The organism is Clostridium sp. JNZ J1-5 (assembly GCF_053901425.1).
In genome coordinates this window covers 1,079,027-1,100,990 of record NZ_CM132773.1, presented here as the reverse complement: position 1 = coordinate 1,100,990, position 21,964 = coordinate 1,079,027, and the positions used below count along the sequence as shown (strand labels likewise).

The 21,964-nt window shown below is 31.5% G+C and carries 17 protein-coding genes and 1 other annotated feature; of the genes, 12 read left to right on the top strand and 5 right to left on the bottom strand.

Features of this window, described 5'->3' with window-relative positions:
- Positions 1-65 precede the first annotated feature (65 nt).
- A complete protein-coding gene (locus ACWW38_RS05270; protein ID WP_456260418.1) occupies positions 66-1,526 on the top strand; it encodes an MDR family MFS transporter in 1,461 nt (486 codons plus the stop codon).
- 381 nt (positions 1,527-1,907) lie between these two features.
- Positions 1,908-2,378 (top strand): hypothetical protein, encoded by a 471-nt coding sequence (locus ACWW38_RS05265; protein ID WP_456259760.1) that lies wholly within the window; start codon positions 1,908-1,910, stop codon positions 2,376-2,378.
- A 75-nt stretch (positions 2,379-2,453) separates the two neighbouring features.
- Here ACWW38_RS05265 and ACWW38_RS05260 read toward each other — a convergent pair whose 3' ends face one another.
- The 3 genes from ACWW38_RS05260 to ACWW38_RS05250 form a co-directional block, all read right to left on the bottom strand.
- Positions 2,454-4,196: an NADH-dependent [FeFe] hydrogenase, group A6 gene (locus tag ACWW38_RS05260; RefSeq protein WP_456259759.1), complete on the bottom strand. Its 1,743-nt coding sequence runs from the start codon at positions 4,194-4,196 to the stop codon at positions 2,454-2,456.
- A gap of 22 nt (positions 4,197-4,218) precedes the next feature.
- On the bottom strand, positions 4,219-6,147 hold the full coding sequence (locus tag ACWW38_RS05255) for an NADH-ubiquinone oxidoreductase-F iron-sulfur binding region domain-containing protein (protein ID WP_456259758.1): 1,929 nt from the start codon (positions 6,145-6,147) through the stop codon (positions 4,219-4,221).
- Positions 6,148-6,268: 121 nt separating this feature from the next.
- The gene (locus ACWW38_RS05250) at positions 6,269-6,820 is read right to left on the bottom strand and encodes an NADH-quinone oxidoreductase subunit NuoE family protein (RefSeq protein WP_456259757.1); all 552 of its coding nucleotides are present in this window, start codon (positions 6,818-6,820) and stop codon (positions 6,269-6,271) included.
- Positions 6,821-7,109: 289 nt separating this feature from the next.
- Here ACWW38_RS05250 and ACWW38_RS05245 point away from each other — a divergent pair, with 289 nt between their 5' ends.
- The 8 genes from ACWW38_RS05245 to ACWW38_RS05210 all read left to right on the top strand — a co-directional run bounded on the left by ACWW38_RS05245 (position 7,110) and on the right by ACWW38_RS05210 (position 16,382).
- Complete coding sequence (locus ACWW38_RS05245; RefSeq protein WP_456259756.1) at positions 7,110-7,880, top strand: DeoR/GlpR family DNA-binding transcription regulator; 771 nt, start codon at positions 7,110-7,112, stop codon at positions 7,878-7,880.
- A gap of 38 nt (positions 7,881-7,918) precedes the next feature.
- Positions 7,919-9,037, top strand: a complete 1,119-nt coding sequence (locus tag ACWW38_RS05240) for a DegT/DnrJ/EryC1/StrS family aminotransferase (protein ID WP_456259755.1) — start codon at positions 7,919-7,921, stop codon at positions 9,035-9,037.
- 98 nt (positions 9,038-9,135) lie between these two features.
- Positions 9,136-10,326 carry a DegT/DnrJ/EryC1/StrS family aminotransferase gene (locus ACWW38_RS05235; RefSeq protein ID WP_456259754.1) on the top strand — a complete coding sequence of 397 codons (1,191 nt, stop codon included), beginning with the start codon at positions 9,136-9,138 and terminating at the stop codon, positions 10,324-10,326.
- Positions 10,327-10,439: 113 nt separating this feature from the next.
- Positions 10,440-10,698 (top strand) — a binding site (T-box leader).
- A 58-nt stretch (positions 10,699-10,756) separates the two neighbouring features.
- Positions 10,757-11,236, top strand: a complete 480-nt coding sequence (locus tag ACWW38_RS05230; RefSeq protein WP_456259753.1) for an Lrp/AsnC family transcriptional regulator — start codon at positions 10,757-10,759, stop codon at positions 11,234-11,236.
- Positions 11,233-12,402 (top strand): aminotransferase class I/II-fold pyridoxal phosphate-dependent enzyme, encoded by a 1,170-nt coding sequence (locus tag ACWW38_RS05225; RefSeq protein WP_456259752.1) that lies wholly within the window; start codon positions 11,233-11,235, stop codon positions 12,400-12,402. Before ACWW38_RS05230 ends, ACWW38_RS05225 begins: the two co-directional genes overlap by 4 nt.
- A gap of 173 nt (positions 12,403-12,575) precedes the next feature.
- On the top strand, positions 12,576-13,661 hold the full coding sequence (locus ACWW38_RS05220) for an ABC transporter ATP-binding protein (RefSeq protein ID WP_456259751.1): 1,086 nt from the start codon (positions 12,576-12,578) through the stop codon (positions 13,659-13,661).
- 12 nt (positions 13,662-13,673) lie between these two features.
- Positions 13,674-14,543, top strand: coding sequence for an ABC transporter permease (locus tag ACWW38_RS05215; RefSeq protein WP_456259750.1), 870 nt, complete (start codon positions 13,674-13,676; stop codon positions 14,541-14,543).
- Between the two features lie 3 nt (positions 14,544-14,546).
- Complete coding sequence (locus ACWW38_RS05210) at positions 14,547-16,382, top strand: extracellular solute-binding protein (protein ID WP_456259749.1); 1,836 nt, start codon at positions 14,547-14,549, stop codon at positions 16,380-16,382.
- A 449-nt stretch (positions 16,383-16,831) separates the two neighbouring features.
- Here the strand turns inward: ACWW38_RS05210 and ACWW38_RS05205 are convergent, their stop codons facing one another.
- Positions 16,832-17,329 (bottom strand): hypothetical protein, encoded by a 498-nt coding sequence (locus tag ACWW38_RS05205; protein WP_456259748.1) that lies wholly within the window; start codon positions 17,327-17,329, stop codon positions 16,832-16,834.
- Positions 17,330-18,491: 1,162 nt separating this feature from the next.
- Here ACWW38_RS05205 and ACWW38_RS05200 point away from each other — a divergent pair.
- Positions 18,492-19,181, top strand: a complete 690-nt coding sequence (locus ACWW38_RS05200; protein ID WP_456259747.1) for a hypothetical protein — start codon at positions 18,492-18,494, stop codon at positions 19,179-19,181.
- Between the two features lie 90 nt (positions 19,182-19,271).
- Here the strand turns inward: ACWW38_RS05200 and ACWW38_RS05195 are convergent, their stop codons facing one another.
- Positions 19,272-20,987 (bottom strand): methyl-accepting chemotaxis protein, encoded by a 1,716-nt coding sequence (locus tag ACWW38_RS05195; RefSeq protein WP_456259746.1) that lies wholly within the window; start codon positions 20,985-20,987, stop codon positions 19,272-19,274.
- Positions 20,988-21,217: 230 nt separating this feature from the next.
- On the opposite strand from ACWW38_RS05195, the gene ACWW38_RS05190 reads away from it, so the two are divergent.
- A complete protein-coding gene (locus tag ACWW38_RS05190; RefSeq protein ID WP_456259745.1) occupies positions 21,218-21,817 on the top strand; it encodes a tyrosine-type recombinase/integrase in 600 nt (199 codons plus the stop codon).
- Positions 21,818-21,964 lie beyond the last annotated feature (147 nt).

Sequence of the window (21,964 nt, the reverse complement as noted above, 5' to 3'; positions counted from 1 at the left end):
AATGATAGAATGATATTTGTCTTAAATATACTTATATTACAGTAAAGGAAGTGACAGTGTATATGATGGAATCAAAGAAAAGAAATATAGTTGTTGCTATAATGGTAGCTATGTTCCTTGCAGCTGTGGAGGGAACGGTTGTTACTACTGCTATACCAACAATAGTTAAGGATTTAAATGGATTTCAATTAATAAGCTGGGTTTTTTCTACATACCTACTTACAACAGCTATATCTACGCCGGTATATGGAAAACTTTCGGATTTATATGGAAGAAAAAATATTTTATCTATTGGAATAATAATATTCTTAATTGGAAGTTCACTTTGCGGATTATCAAGAAATATGTATCAGTTAATTGCTTTTCGTGGTATTCAAGGATTAGGTGCTGGGGCAATATTTACTGTTACTTATACAATAGTTGGTGACGTTTTTAGCCTTTCAGAAAGAGCTAAGGTACAAGGGTGGTTAAGTACAGTATGGGGGATAGCAAGTCTTGTAGGTCCTTTCTTAGGAGGATTTTTAATAGACTACCTTTCATGGAATTGGATTTTCTTTATAAATCTACCTTTTGGAATATTATCTATAATTCTTCTTCAAAAAAATCTCAACGAGAATTTTGAAAGACAAAAACATAAAATAGATTACCTAGGGACTTTTATACTATCTTTAGCGATTATAATGCTTCTATATGGATTTATGGCAGTAGAAAAAAGTAGCAGTTGGTATTCAAAATCTTTAATAGTATCTTTAGCAGGTACAATTGCTTTATTAATTTTATTCTATTATGTAGAAAAGAGAGCTTTGGAACCTATTATCCCCTTTGAAATTTTTACAAGAGATAATACTGTTGTTAACATAATAAGCCTTTTAACAGCTGGAGTTTTAATTGGAGCAGAGGTATATATGCCTCTATATATACAAAGTGTTTTAGGGTTTGGGGCAACAATTTCTGGACTTTCTATGGCACCTATGTCAGTGGCGTGGCTTCTTTCTTCAGTTATTTTATCAAAAGCTATACCTAAATATGGAGAAAGAACTGTAATAGGATTATCTTCGTTAATTCTGCTAGTAAGCTGTTTACTTTTACCTACATTAGGTATTAAATCCTCATTAGGATTAGTTATAATTTATGTTTCTATTATTGGATTTGGTTTTGGAGGAAGTTTCACAACCTTAACAATAGTGGTACAAGATTCAGTTGGATATGAAAAAAGAGGAGCAGCAACAGCTATAAACTCCCTTGTTCGTACTCTGGGTCAAACAATAGGAGTAAGTATTTTTGGAAGTATATTAAATATGAATATAATTAAATACTTTAATAGTTTAGGAATCAGAGATGTAGATCCTAGTAATTTATATTCTGCTTCAAGCTTAGACAGTGGAGTATCTGTAGAGCATATTAAGTTATCTTTAAACTCAGGACTTCACATAGTATTTGTAGCATTAATTATTTTAGCTGTATCTTGCTTTATATTATCTTTTATACTTCCTAATGGGCTAAAAGAAGATACTGCGTGCAATTAAAAAACATTTTAGTTTATAAAGCTACTGACAATATATTTTGTTAGTAGCTTTTCTTTATATTTTGGGGAATTATAAGTTATTGTATAAGTCAAATTAATTTAATTAATAATAGTATATATTAACTGGGATATGTTTTAGAGATTGACGAAAACTTATAATATGAAAAATAGTTCTAAATTCAATATAATTATTGTAGATAAACTTAAGCAGTGAATCAAAATTAAGATAGAGTACTTATTATACACGAATTTCAAATATTGAATAAAGAATATCAAAAGATAATTATTATTGACAAAGCTTTTCAGGAGGATTATAATTTAATTGAACAATGTTCATGTGGATTAAAAGATTTAAAAGTGATGAATTTAGGAGGTTAAGAAAATGGACATAATTAAAAAAATAAAACCAGCTGTTCCCCAAAAAGTTCTATTTTTTATTGCAGGACTTGTGTGGGGATTTGCAGGTTCTAAAATTTTAACAATAGGTTTTAGTGAATTATATAAAAATTCAAATTTAATTTATCTAAATATTATAATAGGGGTAGTAGGATTTTACTTTTTCTTTAAAGGTGTTTTTTATAAAATGTATAAAAAGCATACAAGAAGAATTATAAATTTACAGATTGAAAAACCTTGTATATTTTCATTCTTTGATATTAAAGGATATATGATTATGGCTTTCATGATTACATTTGGAATTCTTCTAAGAAAAGCAAATATTATGCCCCCAGTTTATTTAGGAACTTTTTATATAGCTTTAGGATTATCACTCTTTTCTGCTGGAGTAAGTTTTATATATGCTGGAATCAGATATGAATATATAAAAGTTAAATACTTAAATGTTGAAAATTAAAATTTCACAGAAAATAATAGATTTAATAATAAAACTAGTACTCTATTTAAAAAACTTTAGAGTACTAGTTTTTAATTATATTTTTTCTCTAGGTGTATAGTGAGTATGAAGAATATCATGGGCTTTTTCTCCGCCTATTTCACCTAGATATTCACTATATAGCTGCTTAACAGCAGGATTTTCATGAGATTTTCTAAGTTTTTTATTTCTATCTTCTTTATAAAGGGCTTCCATTCTCTTTTTAACTATTTCTATATTACCAAAGTGATATGGCTGTCCTCCACCATCTATACATCCTCCAGGGCATGCCATAATCTCTATTGCGTGGTATTTAGCTTTCCCAGATTGTATAGATTCTAGTAACCTTCTGGCATTACCAAGTCCATGAGCAACACCTATTCTTATATCTTCTCCATTTATATTAATAACCGCTTCTTTAAGACCTTCAAGTCCTCTCACATCATGGAATTCAACTTCTTCTAAAGTTTCATTTGTAAGCCATTCATAGGCAGTTCTTAAAGTTGCTTCAATAACACCGCCAGTAGTACCAAATATTACTGAAGCACCAGTTGATTCACCAAGAGGGTGATCAAAATCCTCCTCAGGAAGATTTACAAAATCTATTCCTGCTTCGATTATCATGTCAGTTAATTCCCTTGTAGTCAGAACTAAATCTACATTTTTCTGACCATTGTGTTCAAGTTCTGGACGAACTATTTCATATTTTTTAGCAATACATGGCATTACTGAAACCACCACTATCTTAGAAGGGTCAACCCCAAGTCTTTCTGCAAGATAGGTTTTAGCTATGGCTCCAAACATAATATGAGGAGACTTACAAGTAGAAGGTATATCTAGAAGATCTGGAAACTGATGCTCAATAAACTTAACCCAACTAGGGCAGCAGCTTGTAAGGATAGGAAGGGTTCCTCCATTTTGCAGCCTATCTATAAATTCATGAGCTTCTTCTACAACTGTTACGTCAGCTGCAAAGTCAGTGTCAAATACATGCCTAAAACCTAATCTTCTTAACGCAGCTACCATCTTCCCAGTAACAGGAGTACCAGGTTCCATGTCAAACTTTTCACCTAAAGCTGCTCTAATTGCAGGAGCAGTTTGAACTATAACATATCTATCAGGATCTGCAAGTACATCCCAAATTTTAGATACATTGCTTACCTGAGTTAAAGCTGCAGTTGGACAAACGGCAACACATTGGCCGCAAAAGGTACACATAGTATCCAGCATAGGGCGTCCAAAGGCAGGGGAAACTACAGTTTCAAATCCTCTGTCTACAGCGGAAAGAATACCACAGGTTTGAACTTCATTACACATTGTTTCACATCTTCTGCACATTATGCATTTGTCAAGATTTCTATAAAGTGCTCCGCTAGAGGAATCTTTTTTATAATTAGACATATCACCCTTATATTTTATTTTTCTTATACCTAATTCAGCAGCTATTAATTGAAGTTGACATTGTGTGTTTTTTTCGCATACAAGACAATCTGTAGGATGATCTGATAATAAAAGCTCTACCATAGCACGTCTTGCTTTAATTACTCTTAATGTATCAGTTTTAACTATCATCCCTTCAAAAGCCTCTGTAGCACAAGCAGGGGAAAGGTTACGCCTGCCTTCAATTTCTACTAAGCAAACTCTACAGGATGCAGTTCTATTTACCATTTTAATATCATGTAAATCAAGATAACATAGAGTTGGAATTTTTATATTTACAGTTAGTGCTGCATCAAGAATAGTTGTGCCTTCTGGTACTGTGGTTTTAAAACCATTTATGGTTAGGGTTACGGTTTTCATCTTACTTACGCCTCGCTTCCTACTATTTTCTTGTTATAGCATTGAACTTGCATTTTGCCTCACAGGCACCACATTTAATACAAGTTTCTTTGTTTATTTCATGAATCTTTTTTACTTCACCAGATATTGCACTAACTGGGCAGGTTTTTGCACATACAGTACACCCAACACATTTTTCAGGATTTATATGATATTTTGATAGAGCACTGCAAACACCAGCAGGACAATCTTTATCTTTAACATGGGCAACATATTCATCCCAGAAGAAATTCATTGTACTTAAAACTGGATTTGGAGAGGATTGACCAAGGCCGCAAAGTGAAGCATCTTTTATTATATAACCTAGCTCCTTTAATCCCTCTAGATGTTCCATTGTGCCTTTACCTTCAGTAATTTCTGTTAGATTTTCAAGCAATCTTTTATTTCCTATTCTACAAGCAGTGCATCTGCCACAGGATTCATCAACGGAAAATTCTAAATAAAATTTTGATATATTCACCATACAGTCATCTTCATCCATTACAATCATTCCACCAGAACCCATCATGGAACCTATTTCAGTAAGGCTTTCATAGTCTATTGGAGTATCTAAATATTTTTCAGGTATACATCCTCCAGAAGGACCACCAGTCTGAACAGCCTTAAACTTTTTATTATTTTTAATTCCCCCTCCAAGCTCAAATATTATTTCTCTCAAGGTTGTTCCCATTGGAACTTCTACAAGACCTACATTATTAATCTTTCCAGCTAGGGCAAATACTTTTGTACCTTTACTTTTTTCAGTTCCTATAGAACTGTACCAATCTGCACCTCTTAAGAGAATAGGATTAATATTTGCAAGTGTTTCAACATTATTTATATTTGTAGGTTTTTTCCAAAGCCCTATTTGAGATGGGTAAGGTGGTTTAACAGTTGGCTCTCCACGACCACCTTCTACTGAATTGATAAGTGCTGTTTCCTCACCGCATATAAATGCACCTGCACCATATACCAAGTCAATGTCAAATGAGAACTTAGAACCTAATATGTTATCACCAAGAAGTCCTGCATGGTATGCCTGCTTAATGGCAATTCTTAATCTGTTAATGGCAAGAGGATATTCAGCTCTAATGTATATAAACCCTTTATTTGCTCCCATGCAATAACCAGCAATTATCATAGCTTCAAGGACTGAATGAGGATCTCCCTCAAGTATACTTCTATCCATAAAAGCTCCAGGATCACCCTCGTCTGCATTGCATATAACATATTTGATTTCAGACTGGCTTTTCTTTGTCATTTCCCATTTGACGCCAGTAGGAAAGCCTCCACCACCTCTGCCTCTGAGTCCACTGCGTTTGATCTCGTTAATTACTTCGTCAGGACTAAGTTCAATTAGGCTTCTGCCTAGGGCTTCATATCCATTCATAGCAATTGACTCTCTTATATCTTCAGGATTAATAAGACCGCAGTTTCTAAGAGCTATTCTCATCTGCTTTTTATAAAAAGGCAGGTCACTTTGCTTAGGAATCCTGTCTTCAGTGTTAGGAAGTTTATAGACACATTTACCTACTATATTTCCTTTTAAAATATGCTCCTCTACAATTTGCTTAGCTTTTTCAGGAGTAATTTCAATGTAGAAGATGTTATCGGGCATTATCTTAACAATAGGCCCTTTTTCACAAAAACCGAAACATCCAGTCTTTATAACGTGAACACTATTTTCTAGACCTGCATTATTTATTTCCTTTTTAAATACTTCAGCAACATCTACACTTCCAGAAGCTTCACAGCCTGTTCCGCCACAGACTAAGATATCAACATACTTATGGCTTTTTACAGCAGAATTTGACGATTTACTAGTAACATTTGGAGATATGTGTTCTTCTAAATCAATTAGACGGTGATCTAATTGATCTTTATATTTTTCTTTTAATTCCCTCAACTCCTTAAGGGAGTTTATTTTGTCCATATCTAATCCCTCCACTATTGCTGTTTAACTAATTGATTTTCTTTATCTGATGACTACCATCCGTAATACTCCCACCTATAAAGTGGGAGATAACGGCTGCTACGTCCCTAGATAAGGGCTTCTAAGCTTCAGTTGGAGAAGAAAGCTCCATTTGAAGCAAAGAATCCTCTTTATATTCACTTATGATTCCCTTAACATCTTCTACCTTTACTCTGCCATATACTTTTCCATCTACCGTTACAACAGGGGCTAAACCACAAGCACCAACACACCTTAAGGTATCAATTGTAAACAAGCCGTCTTCAGAAGTATTATTATCCTTAATGTTAAGTTGAGTTTTAAATTCATTAAGGATTTTTTCAGCACCTTTAACAAAGCAAGCTGTACCCATGCAAATACTTATAACGTGTTTCCCACGAGGCTCCAAGGTGAAAAATGAATAAAAGGTAGCAACGCCAAATACTTTAGCTGCTGGGATACTAAGTTTTCTTGATATAAAAAGCTGTACATCTTCTGCTAAGTATCCAAATATGTCTTGAGCTTCATGTAGTACATTTATAAGACAACCTTCTTTATTTTCTATTCTGTCTATATATTCATCCAGTTTTTTAAGCTTCTCATTATCTAGGTTATAATTTTTATAATCTAAATTGCATTTTTCGTAGTGATTCATTTTAGGGCTTTCACCATCCTTGCTATATAATGTAATTAGTCTGAGTATAGTATTAACTTAAAATGCAGCAATTATTTACGACTATCTATGGATTTTCAATAGACATAATTCCATAGAAAAGAGCTGTTTAGATTCTATAAATAACTATCTTTAAAATACTAATTTAGGGTAAATCATGATTAAAACAGAAAAAAAATGCAAAAACTATTAACAAAACTGCATAAACGTGATACTATAATAATGTGGTTTTTATAAATATAGTTTGTCATGGGAGGAGTTTTAGGAGATAATGTTTGCTGAGGAACGCCGAGAAATGATACTTTCTATGCTAAAGTCTAAAGGGAGAATATTTGCAAAGGACTTAGCAGAGGAGTTTGGAATTTCCATAGATACTATTAGAAGAGATCTTACAACTATGGAAGAACAGGGACTTTTAAAAAGAACTCACGGTGGCGCCATACCAGTATCCAAAGTTAGAAGATTACCTATAGATAATAAAGTTAGATATAGCGAAGGAACAGAACATCAAAATGCTGTTGCAAAACTTGCTGCAGAGTATATAGACGAGGGCGATACTGTATTTATAGGTGGAGCCAGCATACATTATATTTTGCTAAAGCACCTTCCACTAGATAAAAAATATACTGTAATTACAAATTCACTTACAATTGCAGAAAAACTTAAATCTTTAAATAATGTAGAAACTTACATAGTTTGTGGAAAGATTAAAAGTGATGAAGGAATAGTAGATGCTGTAGCTACTGAGTTTATAAGAAACTTAAGAATAGATGTGGCATTTTTAACAGGTGGTGGACTTTCCGCGAAGCATGGTCTTAGTACTACTACACCTGAAGGAGCTATTTTTCAAAGGACAGTAGCGCAGGTATCAAGAAGAAAGGTATGTCTTGCAAACTTTGATAAGGTTGGTACTGAATTTTTTTCCAAGACTATAGATGCTAAAGATTTGGACATAGTAATTACAGATTGGGAAGCGCCAGATGATGAAATCGAAAAAATAAGAGGCTTAGGAGTAAAGGTCATAATTGCTAAAGAAAAATAAAATTATTAAATTAATTCTATAAAGAAAGGAAGTAAAATATGAAAGTAAATTTTTATACTTCTCAAAGAGAATACAATGAAAAGAAAGTTGAATTTGATAATGCAATCAAATCTGTTATTGAAAAAGGAAACTTTATACTTGGAGAACCAGTAGCTCAATTTGAAAAGGATATTGAAAAATATACAGGAGCAAAATACGCTATAGGCGTAGCATCGGGTACTGATGCATTAATTATTGCTTCAGATATATTAGGATTTAAAGATGGAAAAGAAATAATAACTTCTCCATTTACATTTCTTGCTTCTGCATCATGTGTTATAAGACACAAAGGAAAACCAGTTTTTGTAGACATAGATGAAGAAACTTTCGGAATTGATGTAAATAAAATAGAAGAAAAAGTAAATGAAAATACAGTTGGTATATTACCAATACACCTATTTAATCAAATGGTAGATATGGATAAGGTAATGGATATTGCTAATAGACACAATCTTCGTGTCCTTGAAGATGCTGCAGAAGCCTTTGGAATGAGATGGAAGGGAAATGGAGCAGAATATAGACATTCAGGTGCTATAGGAGATTTTGGGGTTTACTCATTCTTCCCAACAAAAACACTAGGCGGATATGGTGATGGAGGAATGATAGTAACAAACAATGAAGAGTTAGCAAGGCTTGCTAAGAGTTACAGAGTACACGGTGCTTCTAAGAAGTATCACTATGATCATGTAGGATATAATTCAAGACTTGATTCACTTCAAGCAGCTGTTTTATCTGTTAAATTGAAATATATAGATGAAGCAATTAAGAAAAGAGAAGAAATAGCTAATGCATATAAAGAAAGATTAGGTAATTGTGAATATGTAAAAATACCTGCAGTTAAAGGTGATCAAAAGCATGTTTACTATGTATTTAACATATTAGTAGAGAATAGAGATGGGCTTGTAGAACATCTAAAGAAAAATGAAGTAGGATATAGCATATATTATCCAATGCCACTTCATCTACAAAAGAGCTTTGAATATTTAGGATATAAAAAAGGTGATTTCCCAGTTGCTGAAAGAGTTTCTGAAAAGATTATTGCTCTTCCAATATATCCTGAAATGACTATGGATGAAGTTGAGTATGTATGTGAAACTATTAAAAATTTCTATAAATAATAAAATTTTAAATGGATATGTAAATTAATTCCCTTTAAAGTAGAGCTAAAATAAATTATTTATGCTAATTGGTTATTTAAGGAAAGGAAGAGTGTATTATGCAAAATAAAAAGATACCATTTTCACCACCAGATATAACACAAGCAGAAGTTGATGCTGTAGTTAAAGTTATGAATTCAGGATGGATTACATCAGGACCTAATGTAGCCAAATTTGAAGAAAATACAGCAAAATACTGTAACACTAACCATGCAGTGGCTGTATCAAGTGCTACTGCTGGAATGGAATTGGTGTTAAAAGTTTTAGGAATTGGTAAAGATGATGAAGTTATTACCACTCCATACACTTATGCTTCTACATCTAATGTAATTTTACACAGAGGTATAAGACCAACTTTTGTTGACGTTAAAAAAGATGACTTTTTAATAGATATAGATAAAATTTATGATGCTATAACTCCAAATACAAAAGCTATAATGACAGTTGACGTTGCAGGAGTGCCTGTGGATTATGATGCAGTTAAGGGTGTTCTAAAGGCTAAAGGTCGTGAAGATATAGTTCTTATTTCTGACTCAGCACACTCAATTGGTGCTAAGTACAAAGGCAAAAGGGTTGGAGGACAAATGGATTTTCATGTATTCTCTTACCATGCAGTAAAGAATCTTACTACTGCTGAAGGTGGCGGAATTACATACAATGACAACCACTTCTGTGGTAAAGAAGATTTATACAAAGAACTAAAATATACATCAGTAAATGGTCAATCAAAGGATGCTCTTTCAAAGATGCAAGCAGGAGCTTGGCAATATGATATTATAACAGATGGACTAAAATGTAATATGACTGACATATCAGCAGCTATAGGTCTTGTTCAACTTGAAAGATACAATGAAATGCTTAAAAAGAGAGAAGCTATAGTTGACACTTATAACAGAATACTTGGAGCTAAAGAATGGGCTATACTTCCATTTAAGAAAGATGAAAATGCTGAAACAAGTTACCACTTATATCTATTAAGAATAAAAGGTTTCAAGGAAGAACAAAGGAATCTATTAATTCAAATGATGGCTGAAATGGATATAGCTACAAATGTTCACTATATGCCTCTTCCAATGTTCACTTTTTATAAGAGTCTAGGATATAAGATGGAAGATTACCCAAATGCATATGCACAATATGCTAATGAAATAACATTGCCACTTTACTCTACACTTGCTATTGAAGATGCAGAATATATAGCAACTGAGTTAGTTAAATGTGTAGATAAGATTATGGCTATTAAAGCTTAAATTTATTTATTGGATGAACAAAGATATAAAAATTCAATTTCATAAAATTTTAAAAAATATTGAATATTGTAACTTATTTTAGTATAATATATAAAAACACAATTTAATGATCAGTAAAAATTATGATAGGGAAGAGTAAGTATAGTGAAAATTCAAAGCGAGTCGGTGGATGGTGAAAGCCCGATAGTGGATCTTTACAGAAAGCAGCCCTTGAATTTCTTATCGAGAAAGGGGAATTATAGTTTATAATTCTCACAATAGAGACAGACGTATCCTCACGTTACTGAGGCATGGAATGATTAGTTCCAGTTAGAGAGAGTGCTGTATAGCACTAATTAGGGTGGTACCGCGAAATACTCCTTCGTCCCTTTACGGGATTGAAGGAGTTTTTTTATTATTTAAAATTATAACAATTAGGGGGTAATTGGTGATGGAAGAGATTCTTGAGATTTTGGAAAAGAACAGCAAGTACAATGAAGAAGAGATTGCAGCCATGACAGGAAAGACTGTAGAAGAAGTAAAGACTGCTATAAAGCAGTATGAAGAAGAAAATGTTATTGTAGGATACACTACCATGATAAACTGGGAAAAAACTAGTAAAGAGAGTGTTATTGCTTTAATCGAAGTTAGAGTAACTCCACAAAGAGGAGAAGGCTTTGACAAGGTTGCAGAGAGAATATACAGATTCCCAGAAGTTAAAGCATGTTATCTAATGTCTGGTGGATTTGATTTAACTGTTATTATTGAAGGCAAGTCTATAAAAGAAGTATCACTTTTTGTATCTGAAAAGTTAGCTACTCAAGAGTGCGTTTTAAGTACAGCAACACATTTTGTTCTTAAAAAGTATAAAGATAAAGGTACTATTTTTGAAGAGAAAATAAGGGATGATAGGGAGGCTATATTTATATGATGATTGAGGATATGATTTTAACAAATGTAAAAAATATGCCACCTTCAGGCATAAGAAAATATTTTGATATGATTAATGAAATGAAAGATGTTATATCCCTTGGAGTAGGAGAACCTGATTATGTTACACCCTGGAATATAAGAGAAGCGGGTATTTACTCTTTAGAAAAAGGTCATACTCACTATTCTTCAAATGCAGGATTTATTGAACTTCGTTATCAGATTTCCAAGTATTTAAATAAAAGGTACGAGCTTGATTATAATCCAGAAGATCAGATTATAGTAACAGTAGGTGGAAGCGAGGGAATAGATATAGCTCTAAGAGCGCTAGTTGGACCTGGAGATGAGGTAGTTATTCCAGAACCAAGTTTTGTTGCCTACAAAGGATGTACAGTATTTACAGGGGCTACTCCTGTAGTTATAAATCTTAGAGCAGAGGACGAATTTAAGCTTACTCCAGAATTGCTTGAAAAAGCTATAACTCCAAGAACTAAGGTGGTTATTATACCTTTTCCTAATAATCCAACTGGAGCTATTATGACAAGAGAAGAGTTAGCAAAAATTGTAGAAGTTCTTAAGGATAAAGATTTAATTGTATTATCAGATGAAATATACGCAGAATTATCCTATGGGGAAAAGCATGTTTCTATAGCTAGTTTCCCAGAAATGAAGGATAAGACTATAGTAATTAACGGTTTTTCAAAAGCTTATGCTATGACAGGCTGGAGAATGGGATATGCTTGTGGTCATCCAGCATTAATAGATGCTATGAAAAAAATTCACCAATATGCTATTATGTGTTCTCCAACAACAGCTCAATATGCTGCTATTGAAGCTTTAAAAAATAGTGATAATGATGTTTATGAAATGGTTAGAGAATATAATAGAAGAAGACGTGTAATGGTTGATGGATTTAGAAAAATAGGACTTGATTGTTTTGAACCATTAGGAGCATTTTATATATTCCCATCTATAAAATCTACAGGGTTAACATCTGATGAATTCTGTGAAAGACTACTAATGGAAGAAAAGGTTTTGGTTGTTCCAGGAGAGGCTTTTGGAGAATGTGGAGAAGGATTTGTAAGGGCTTGCTATGCATCTTCTATGGACAATATAATAGAAGCTTTAAAGCGTATTGAAAAGTTTGTATTATCGGTAAAAAAATAATAAAAAAAACTATTGAGATTTGGAAGTAATTATGTTATATTCAATTACGTTATAATTATACGTTTTTGCAAATAATTATAATTTTATTTAATAACCTTCTTTTTGGCCTATGCTATGCCATAAGGGGTTTTTCTTTTTACTAAACATATTTAAAGTAAAGGAGTTGTTACGGTGTGACAGGGGATGTTTTTGTTCAATTGTTAGATGTTTGTAAAAGCTATGATCAAGAGTCTACAGTAATTGATAACTTAAACCTTGAGATTAGAAAAGGAGAATTTTTGACCTTATTAGGTCCCAGTGGTTGTGGAAAGACTACAACATTAAGAATGATTGCTGGCTTTGAAACGCCTACTAGTGGGGAAATAATAATAGACGGAGAGAATATCACGAATAAGTCTCCACATGAAAGATGTGTAAACACGGTATTTCAAAATTATGCACTATTTCCGCACATGAATATTTTTGACAATATAGCCTTTGGATTAAAGATGAAAAAGGTGCCAAAGGAAGAAGTTAACAAGAGAGTATTGGAAATGCTCAAAATCGTTCAACTGGAAGGGTATGAAAGTAGAACCACATCTCAGCTAAGTGGTGGTCAAATGCAGCGTGTAGCTATTGCTAGAGCTCTTATAAATAATCCAAAGGTTTTACTGCTGGACGAGCCGTTAGGCGCTCTTGATTTGAAACTGCGCAAACAGATGCAATTAGAACTTAAGTATCTTCAAAGAAAGCTAGGTATAACTTTTATTTTTGTAACTCACGATCAAGAAGAAGCTTTAACTATGTCAGATAGAATAGTAGTTATGAATAAAGGTATCATAGAGCAGGTAGGAACACCAGAAGAACTTTATGAAAAACCTAAGACTAAATTCGTTGCTGACTTTTTAGGGGAGACAAACATCCTAGAAGGGGAGGCAATAAAAATAAAAGAAACTGAAGTATTACTTCATTTAGAACAAGAGCAAGACATAATTAGAATTCCAAATGAAAATTATGATTTAGGTGATAAATTTACAGTCTCCGTAAGACCAGAGAGAATAAAGATTAAATATCAGCCTGAAGAAGGTGATGTGTGGCTTCAATGTAAGTTGAAGGAAAGAATTTATGTAGGAGCCAATATGAAAACTGTTATGGTTCTTAAAAACGGAAAAGAAATTGTAGTAAATGAACCAATAGGACAGAACTTTACCTTTAAAGAGGAAAGTGAAGAACTATTTGTAACTTGGAATCCAACTCATACTGTAGTTATCAAGGCATAAGGGGGAAGATAGATGAAGAGTAAATTTTCCCTTAGAAACAAATCAGGTTTATTTGCAACAATGTTACCTGTGAGTATTTGGATGCTGATGTTTTTTATAGTACCTCTTTTCTTAATCCTAGTTGTAAGCTTCTGTACAAGAGGGGAAGCAGGGGATGTTATATTTAGTTTTACTTTGAGCAATTATGCTAGAATAGCTAATAAGCTATATGTGGTTATATTTTTGAAGTCATTTTTAATAAGCTTAGGAACCACTATAATATGCTTAATTTTTGGATATCCATTTGCATTTATAATTGCTAAAGCAGATAAAAAGATAAAACCAATACTTTTATTATTAATAATACTACCATTTTGGACAAATTCTTTAGTTAGAACTTATGCCATGATAATCCTATTAAGAACTGAAGGAATAATTAATACTATTCTATTAAATATAGGATTGATTAAAGCACCTCTTCATATGATGTATAATAATTTTGCAGTTATGATAGGTATGCTTTATATGATGTTTCCATTTATGGTTCTGCCTCTTTATGCTTCAATAGAAAAATTGGATATGGCACTATTAGAAGCGGCAGACGATTTGGGAGCTGGTCCAGTAGATAAATTTTTAAAAGTTACTCTACCACTAACAAAGGGAGGAATATTATCAGGTTCTCTACTAGTGTTTGTTCCTACACTTGGATTATTCTTCATAACTGATCTTATGGGGGGCAGCAAGGTAGTACTTATGAGTAATCTTATAAAGAACCAGTTCTTAACAGCAAGAGACTGGCCTTTTGGATCAGCTTTTTCAGTTATTCTTATGATTGTAATGGTTATAGTAATCTTCTATTACACTAAGTCTAACAGTAATAAGGACAAGTGGGAGGTGTTCTAGAAGATGAAGAAAAAAGGAAAAGTATTTAAATCCATATATGCTTTTTTGATGTATATGTTTCTCTATATTCCTATAATGGTTCTTATAGTATTTTCATTTAATGAATCAAAGTTAAATGTAGTATGGACAGGATTTACTTTTAAATGGTATAAGAGTCTAATGCATAATGCAGGAATATTAGAAGCTGTTAAAAATTCTCTTATTGTGGCAGCTATAAGTACTGTAATAGCAGTTATTATAGGAACATTAGCTGCAATAGGACTTTACAAATATAAATTTAAAGGTAAAAATCTAATAGATTCAGTTTTAAATGTACCACTAGTAATACCAGAAATAGTTATGGGTATATCACTACTTGCTTTTTTTTCTATTGTGAAACTACCATTAGGAAGAGTAGCGTTAATTATAGCCCATGTAACCTTTAGTATCGCTTATGTAGTAGCAGTTGTAAAAACAAGATTAGATGGATTTGATAATTCTGTAGAAGAGGCAGCTTTAGATTTAGGAGCTACACCATTAAAAACTTTCTTTTATGTTACACTTCCTATAATTATGCCTGGAGTTATTGGAGGAGGATTACTTGCATTTACATTGTCCTTAGATGATGTAATAATAAGTTTCTTCGTTGCAGGAGCTGGAAATACAACTCTTCCACTGAAGGTATTTTCAATGGTTAAGTTTGGTGTAACACCTGAAATTAATGCATTATCAACAATAATTATATTATTTACATTTGTTGTTGTAGGATTATCAGCAGTATTAAAAAATGTTAATTTAAATATGAAAAAAATAGGAGCAGTAATACTTTCTATAGTATTTATAGCTTCAGGAATGACTTTTGGTATTTGGAATTTTGCTAAAAGTAATCAAGGACCAAAGCAAGAGCTAAATGTATTTAACTGGTCTGAGTATCTTCCTCAATCGGTTATTGATAAATTTGAGGAAACCTATAATATAAAGGTTAATTATAGTACATTTTCATCTAATGAAGAGATGCTTGCAAAATTAATGGCTGGTGGAGAAAACTACGATATTGCTGTAGCCAGTGATTTTATGGTTGAAATTCTGAAAAAACAAAACTTAATTAAAGAAATAAATAAGAGTAATTTACCAAACCTAAAAAATATAGGACCTCAATATTTAAATTTACCTTTTGATAGAGAAAATAAATACAGTGTCCCTTATATGTGGCTTGCCGGAATAATAGCTTATGACAGCTCAAAAGTGCCAGAAGGAGCTATAAAAGGTTATAGTGACCTATGGAAGAGTGAATTTAAAAACTCATTAACAGTGTTAGATGATGAAAGAGCAATTATAGGTATAACACTAAAAAAATTAGGATATTCTATAAATGAAACTTCTCCAGAAGCTTTAGCAAAGGCTAAGGTAGAGCTTAAGAAGCTTCAACCTAATATTAAGGCATATGATAGCGATAGTCCAAAGACTAGCCTTATTAACGGTGAATCAAAAGTTATATTTGCTTGGGGAGCTGAAGGAGCCCTTGCTAAAAGAGACAATCCTAATGTTAAATATGTAATACCTAAAGAAGGACTATTTCTTCAACAGGATAATTTTGTAATACCTAAAACTTCAAAAAATACTCAAGCTGCAGAACTATTTATAAACTTTATAATGGAGCCAGAAATATCAGCAGAAATTTCTCGAAGCTTCCCTTATGGAAATCCTAATATAGCAGCTTATCCATTTATAGATAAAGAAATAATGGGAGATAAGGCAGTTTATCCTCCAGAAGAAGAAGTGAAAAAAGGTGAATATTTAGAAGATATAGGATCAAAAATAACAAATTTTGATAAGGTTTGGTCAGAAGTAAAACAATAATAAAAGCTCTCAATGCTAAATAGCATTGAGAGCTTTTATAGATATTATTAATTATTCTCCTATTGAGTCGGCTAAACATTCTTCAATAACATCTTCAGTAATTATGAAAATTTTTCTAACGTTCATTCTAGTACCTCCTATTATACTTCCTATAGAAATGTCACAACAAAATATTATACTAACAAGAAAGTATATTTAGTACAAAACGGGAATAAAATTTTTACTATCAGGGGTTAAATTAGAATGTGGAATTTGAAGACTTTGAGAATGGTATATTAAAAGATTCGTTCAGTTTTCTAAATTTCATGTATCTCTAATATCTGAAAAACAATAACTTTATAAATTGTACTTTGCAACTATTCTATAAGAAAAATTATTTCTTAATAATTTATTAATTATAATATATATATAATTAATATGCAAGTAGTTTTTTAAAAAAAATTATTATCCTACTTTTCAGCACGGTATATCATTCCTTTTACAATGTCTAAATGTTTTTGTGATACTTTAGGACACGCAGTTAATAAAGTATCTATTAAATAATCAATGTTATTATCATCTATAACTTTTGATCTAATATCTGAATCGAAAATTATACCTCTACTACTCAAAGAATTAAATATAGTATCTACAACTGGAGACTCCATAACCTTCTCATTTTCTTCACATTTTTCTGAGAAATATAAATTACCATCAACAACTACAAATTGTCCATAAGCGTATTCCTTTTCAGTTATATCATCATCCTCAAAACCAAGATCACAAGGATATTTAGTATGTTCAACATGTTTAAGATCAAGTCTATAGTCAATTTCTTTTCTTGTTAAAACTGATCTTACCTCTAATTCCATTAATCGTTTTTTCATATGTTGAGAGAAATTTTCTCCAAATTCTGAAATAAATCTTTTCATAGATATCGTCTTTTTCATATTATAATTTTTCTTCAATGCATACAATCTCCTTCTATTTTACTTTTCTCTAATATAATACCTATATCTAGTATACCACTATAACAGAAAATTAACAAAAGAGTTAAATTAGAGTACAGAGGATTTAGGGTTTTATCTATGGAACTACTAAAATATAACTACTTCATTTGGGAGCATAAATAAGTTGCGACAAAATGGCCGCATGTAAGATTACTTGCTAACGCATATATATATCATTGAGAAACCTTCAGTTCATAGAGTAGTACTAAAGGCTGCTTTATTCAAAAATTCTACCCCGCTCCATCCCACGTCCTGTGGGGGAGTGGGCTGTGCTCGTCCTTGAGCACAATTACGAATTTTTAAAACAGCAGTCTTAAGTACTACTAGTTATTCCTTCAAAGTTTCTTCAATTGATACATATATGTTAGTCAGTAATCTTACATGCCTTAATTAGTTACAACTAATAATTAACACAGTAAGTACTAATAGGACTTCAAAAAGCAAAATGATAATTTTGCCTGGCGTAGTCACACTGTAAAGTTACTAAGTAAGTATTATTGAGTAAAACTTAAAAAATTACTATAAATAAATGCGATAGCATGTTGATATTTTTCAAAACTGTTTTTTAATAGTTATATATAATAGATAAATATTTCTAAGGAGTAAAACTCCTAATAATTCTTTTAATAAACTTCACTTGGAGTTACAAATCTCCTCTGAAGTCTAGGATTCTTCTTATATACCTTAATTAATTGTAATCAGGAGGTATTAGCATAAATTCAAAAGGCTACGCCTAAAACCCTGACATCTTATCGGGTTAAGCGCTTTGCGCTTTTTTAGTAAGTCAATTGATATAATTCTTACACTTCTCCATTGGCATTAAGAAAAGTTTTAATTATAGGAAAACAAATGTTTGGCTTCGTTAAAGGAATTATCGATAAGGCAACTAAATTTAACAAATTAAATAAAATTAAAATTTTTCGTAGCAAAGCGGAGAAAAATATCCATCACTATTCACTTTTCACTATTAGTTATTCACTAAAAAATTGCTTCGCAAAATACTTATGTTACTAATGGCAGATATAACTATTATTTTCTTGATAAAGAAATAACATGATAATATAATTATAAAGTGGTAAATTCCCATAATAATTATACTTTTATGATAGGATGTGAAATTTTGAAAAAAATAAAAGAAATTTTTGCTGTAGCTTTTGGACTAATATTACTTTCAGGGGTATTATACTATATCCATTACCGTGTCTTTGGACAATTCAAAGATACAATGTACTATACATTTCTAGATATATCCTTTATACCTATAAATATTCTAATTGTAACTCTTGTATTTGACAATATACTTGAGAGAAGAGATAGGATAAGAATAATGGATAAACTTAATATGATAGTGGGACTCTTCTTTAATGAAATGGGTTGCAAACTTATGAATGTAATAATCCAAGGAGATGATACTGCAAAAGGAGTTATTGAAGATTTAGATGATTTAAGGCAAGTTGAAAAAAAAATTAAGCAGCATGAACATAAGTTAGACATCTACAAGATAGATATTGAAGAATTAGAAACAATACTGTCTAAAAACAAAAGCTTGATAATCAGTTTTATAAGCAATGAAAATATTCTTGAACACCAGTCTTTTTCAGAATTGCTTATGGCAGTGGCTCACCTTGCAGATGAAATAGGCTTTAGAAAAAGCAGCGGTATAAACAAGGAGGATTTAGAACATCTACAAGACGATGTAATTAGAGTTTATAAATCTATAACTATACAATGGGTAGGATATTTAAAACATATTAAGATTAAATATCCTTATCTATATAAAGCAGCTATAAAATTTAATCCTTTTGAATAAATAGTCAAAAATAAAAATCTGACACTTATAATTATAAGATGTCAGATTTTTATTTTTGGTTTATTAAGGTATGACTACATGAAAGTTCTATTAATCTATTTTGAACTTTTGAATTAACTCATTTAAGCTCTCAGCTAATTGAGCTTGACTTTGAGCTGTTATGGATATTTGCTCCATTCCCTGATTGGTTTCGTTAAGGCTATTTAATATATCTATAGTTCCTTCTGAGGATGACTGTGCTGAAGTAGACATGTTTTGCACTGCTACATTTACTTGATTTACTGTAGCTGAAAGTTCCTCAGATATAGAAGCCAAATCCTCTGACATTTTGCTTACATAATCAGCATCTGTATATAATTTGCTTCCACTATTAACAAATGACGTAAATTGAGGTGTAACTTCTTCCGTCATAAAGTTCAATATTTCACTACTATTTTCCGTTAGATTTTTAAATGCACTTTGTACTTGAGTTATAGTCAACTGGATGTTTGATACTGCTTGTGATGATTGCTCTGCAAGCTTTCTAACTTCTTCAGCAACTACAGCAAAACCTTTGCCTTGTTCTCCAGCTCTTGCAGCTTCTATTGCAGCATTTAACGCAAGTAAGTTTGTTTGTTCTGCAATGCTTGAAATAGTATCAGCCATAACTTTAATTTCTTCTACTACTTTACCATCTTCTATGGAACCTAAAATCATTTTTTCTCTCTCTTGATATATATTTAAAATAGCTTTTTCTTGAGTTTCACCGTTTTCTTTAATGTTTAATGCTCTTTCTTTAAATTGATTTGCATTGTTACTTCCGTCTAGAGCTTTTTGAGACATCTCATTTATGCTGGAGTTTACTTCTTCTACAGAGGCTGTAATCTCTTCAGCAGAAGCACTTACCTCTTGAGATCCTCCTGCAATTTCTTTTGTTGACCTATCTATGGATTCAAGTTTTGCACTCATTTCTTCGACTGTTGCAAAGAGTTCTTCTGAGGAAGCACTCAAATTTTGAGACTTATTAATAATTTCTCTGATTAATATTTTAACGTTATCTTGAGCTGTATTTAATGATGCACATGTTTCTGCAAACTCATCTTTCCAAGTAATATTTATAGGTTTTTCAAAATCGTATTCAGACAGCTTTTTAGCAAACATTTGGATAGTTTTTAAAGCTGTTGAAATGTTTTTTGTAATAAGTAATCCTAACAAAACTGCAATAATAAGTCCTCCCACTATGAAGCCAAGTACAATGTTTTTAGCTTTATTAAATGTTAAAGTATTATTACTATTAGCTTTTTTAGCAGACTCAATATTGAAAGATATGAGTTCTTCAACAATTTTGTGAGCCTCTTCTCTACTTGCTGACACAGTAGATAAGTAATTTATTGCTTCATCAATTTTATTTTCATTAATTAAGCCTACCAAATGAATTTGTTGTTTTTTATATTCGTCCATGTGTACTTTAAAATCTGTATAAAGCTTCTTTTCTTCCTCATCAAGATTTAATTTACTATATTCATCTATGTCTTTTTCATAATTTTTAATATAATTCTGTAGGTTCTTTAGTAAATTTTCTTTATTTGAATTTTTATTATATAAAAGGTCTAAAGTATCACCACGAAATTTGAGAAGCTGCTGATTTACATCATTTAGTAAATTGATGGATATTAGATGATTAGAATACATCTCGTTGCCATTATTATTGATAGTATCTAGCTTACTTATGCTGATAAAACCAACAATACCTATGAAAAAAGATACAATTAAAAATGATAATAGTAATTTTGTTCTTACTTTAAATTTTCCAAGTAAATTCATCATGAAAATTCCCTCCTAAAATAAAATTTTACTGTGAATTTTTAAGTAAAAGTTTTTTGAAAATATGTAGTAAATTAATAATTTGAGTATATGTAATTTTGAATATTAAAAAATAATACTTAATTTACATGCACTTTAATTAGTATTTTAAAGTTTTGACTTTTTACAAATAGGATTATATGATATTAGTACAAAATATTTATTTTGTACAACTTTGGGGAAGGGAGAGAGACATGGCAAGAAGCACTCAGGAAACTATAAAGTACTTAACACAGAACGATATGAAGAAGCTTCTAGATACAATTGAAAATTCTAAGAGTTTACATGCTGTAAGAGACTTAGCAATATTCAGAGTGGCATACAGATGTGGACTAAGAGCATCAGAAGTTGCACTAATTAAATTAGAACACTACAACGCTAAAAAATGGGAAATATTTTGCCAAAGACTTAAAGGAAGTAAGAGCAATACTATAAGATTAGACGAAAAAACCCAAACAGCACTTTCTAGGTATATTGAAAAATATAATATTACAAACACATACGATGTGTTATTCAAAAGCCAAGAGAAGAAGCCTATATCTAGACAAACTCTTGACTATCTTATGAAAAGATATTGCAGAGAAGCAGGAATTGAAGACACCACAAAGCATCATTTCCACGCTATAAAACATACCACAGCTGTTCATCTTGCTGAATCAGATATGGATATAAAGGAGCTTCAATGGTGGTTAGGCCATAAAGCCGTTTCAAATACTGAAGTATACTTTCAATTTACCACAAGGCAACAAGAAAAAATGTATGATAAGCTCTCAAAAAAGAGTGAGATGGTTTAGATTAGCAGCTATAAGGCTCCCTTATAAAAAAAGGGAGTCTTATAATTTTAAATAGCAATTATCTTAAAATAAATTGTAAACTTAAAAAATAAAATAGGTTGACAAATAAAATGATTTAATATTATCATATTTGTAAATGCAAAATGA

Bases quoted from the DNA above. Each gene is read 5' to 3' on its own strand.
- ACWW38_RS05270 (WP_456260418.1), top strand. From the start codon at position 66: ATGGAATCAAAGAAAAGAAATATAGTTGTTGCTATAATGGTAGCTATG.
- ACWW38_RS05265 (WP_456259760.1), top strand. From the start codon at position 1,908: ATGGACATAATTAAAAAAATAAAACCAGCTGTTCCCCAAAAAGTTCTA.
- ACWW38_RS05260 (WP_456259759.1), bottom strand. From the start codon at position 4,196: ATGAAAACCGTAACCCTAACCATAAATGGTTTTAAAACCACAGTACCA.
- ACWW38_RS05255 (WP_456259758.1), bottom strand. From the start codon at position 6,147: ATGGACAAAATAAACTCCCTTAAGGAGTTGAGGGAATTAAAAGAAAAA.
- ACWW38_RS05250 (WP_456259757.1), bottom strand. From the start codon at position 6,820: ATGAATCACTACGAAAAATGCAATTTAGATTATAAAAATTATAACCTA.
- ACWW38_RS05245 (WP_456259756.1), top strand. From the start codon at position 7,110: ATGTTTGCTGAGGAACGCCGAGAAATGATACTTTCTATGCTAAAGTCT.
- ACWW38_RS05240 (WP_456259755.1), top strand. From the start codon at position 7,919: ATGAAAGTAAATTTTTATACTTCTCAAAGAGAATACAATGAAAAGAAA.
- ACWW38_RS05235 (WP_456259754.1), top strand. From the start codon at position 9,136: ATGCAAAATAAAAAGATACCATTTTCACCACCAGATATAACACAAGCA.
- ACWW38_RS05230 (WP_456259753.1), top strand. From the start codon at position 10,757: ATGGAAGAGATTCTTGAGATTTTGGAAAAGAACAGCAAGTACAATGAA.
- ACWW38_RS05225 (WP_456259752.1), top strand. From the start codon at position 11,233: ATGATGATTGAGGATATGATTTTAACAAATGTAAAAAATATGCCACCT.
- ACWW38_RS05215 (WP_456259750.1), top strand. From the start codon at position 13,674: ATGAAGAGTAAATTTTCCCTTAGAAACAAATCAGGTTTATTTGCAACA.
- ACWW38_RS05210 (WP_456259749.1), top strand. From the start codon at position 14,547: ATGAAGAAAAAAGGAAAAGTATTTAAATCCATATATGCTTTTTTGATG.
- ACWW38_RS05195 (WP_456259746.1), bottom strand. From the start codon at position 20,987: ATGATGAATTTACTTGGAAAATTTAAAGTAAGAACAAAATTACTATTA.
- ACWW38_RS05190 (WP_456259745.1), top strand. From the start codon at position 21,218: ATGGCAAGAAGCACTCAGGAAACTATAAAGTACTTAACACAGAACGAT.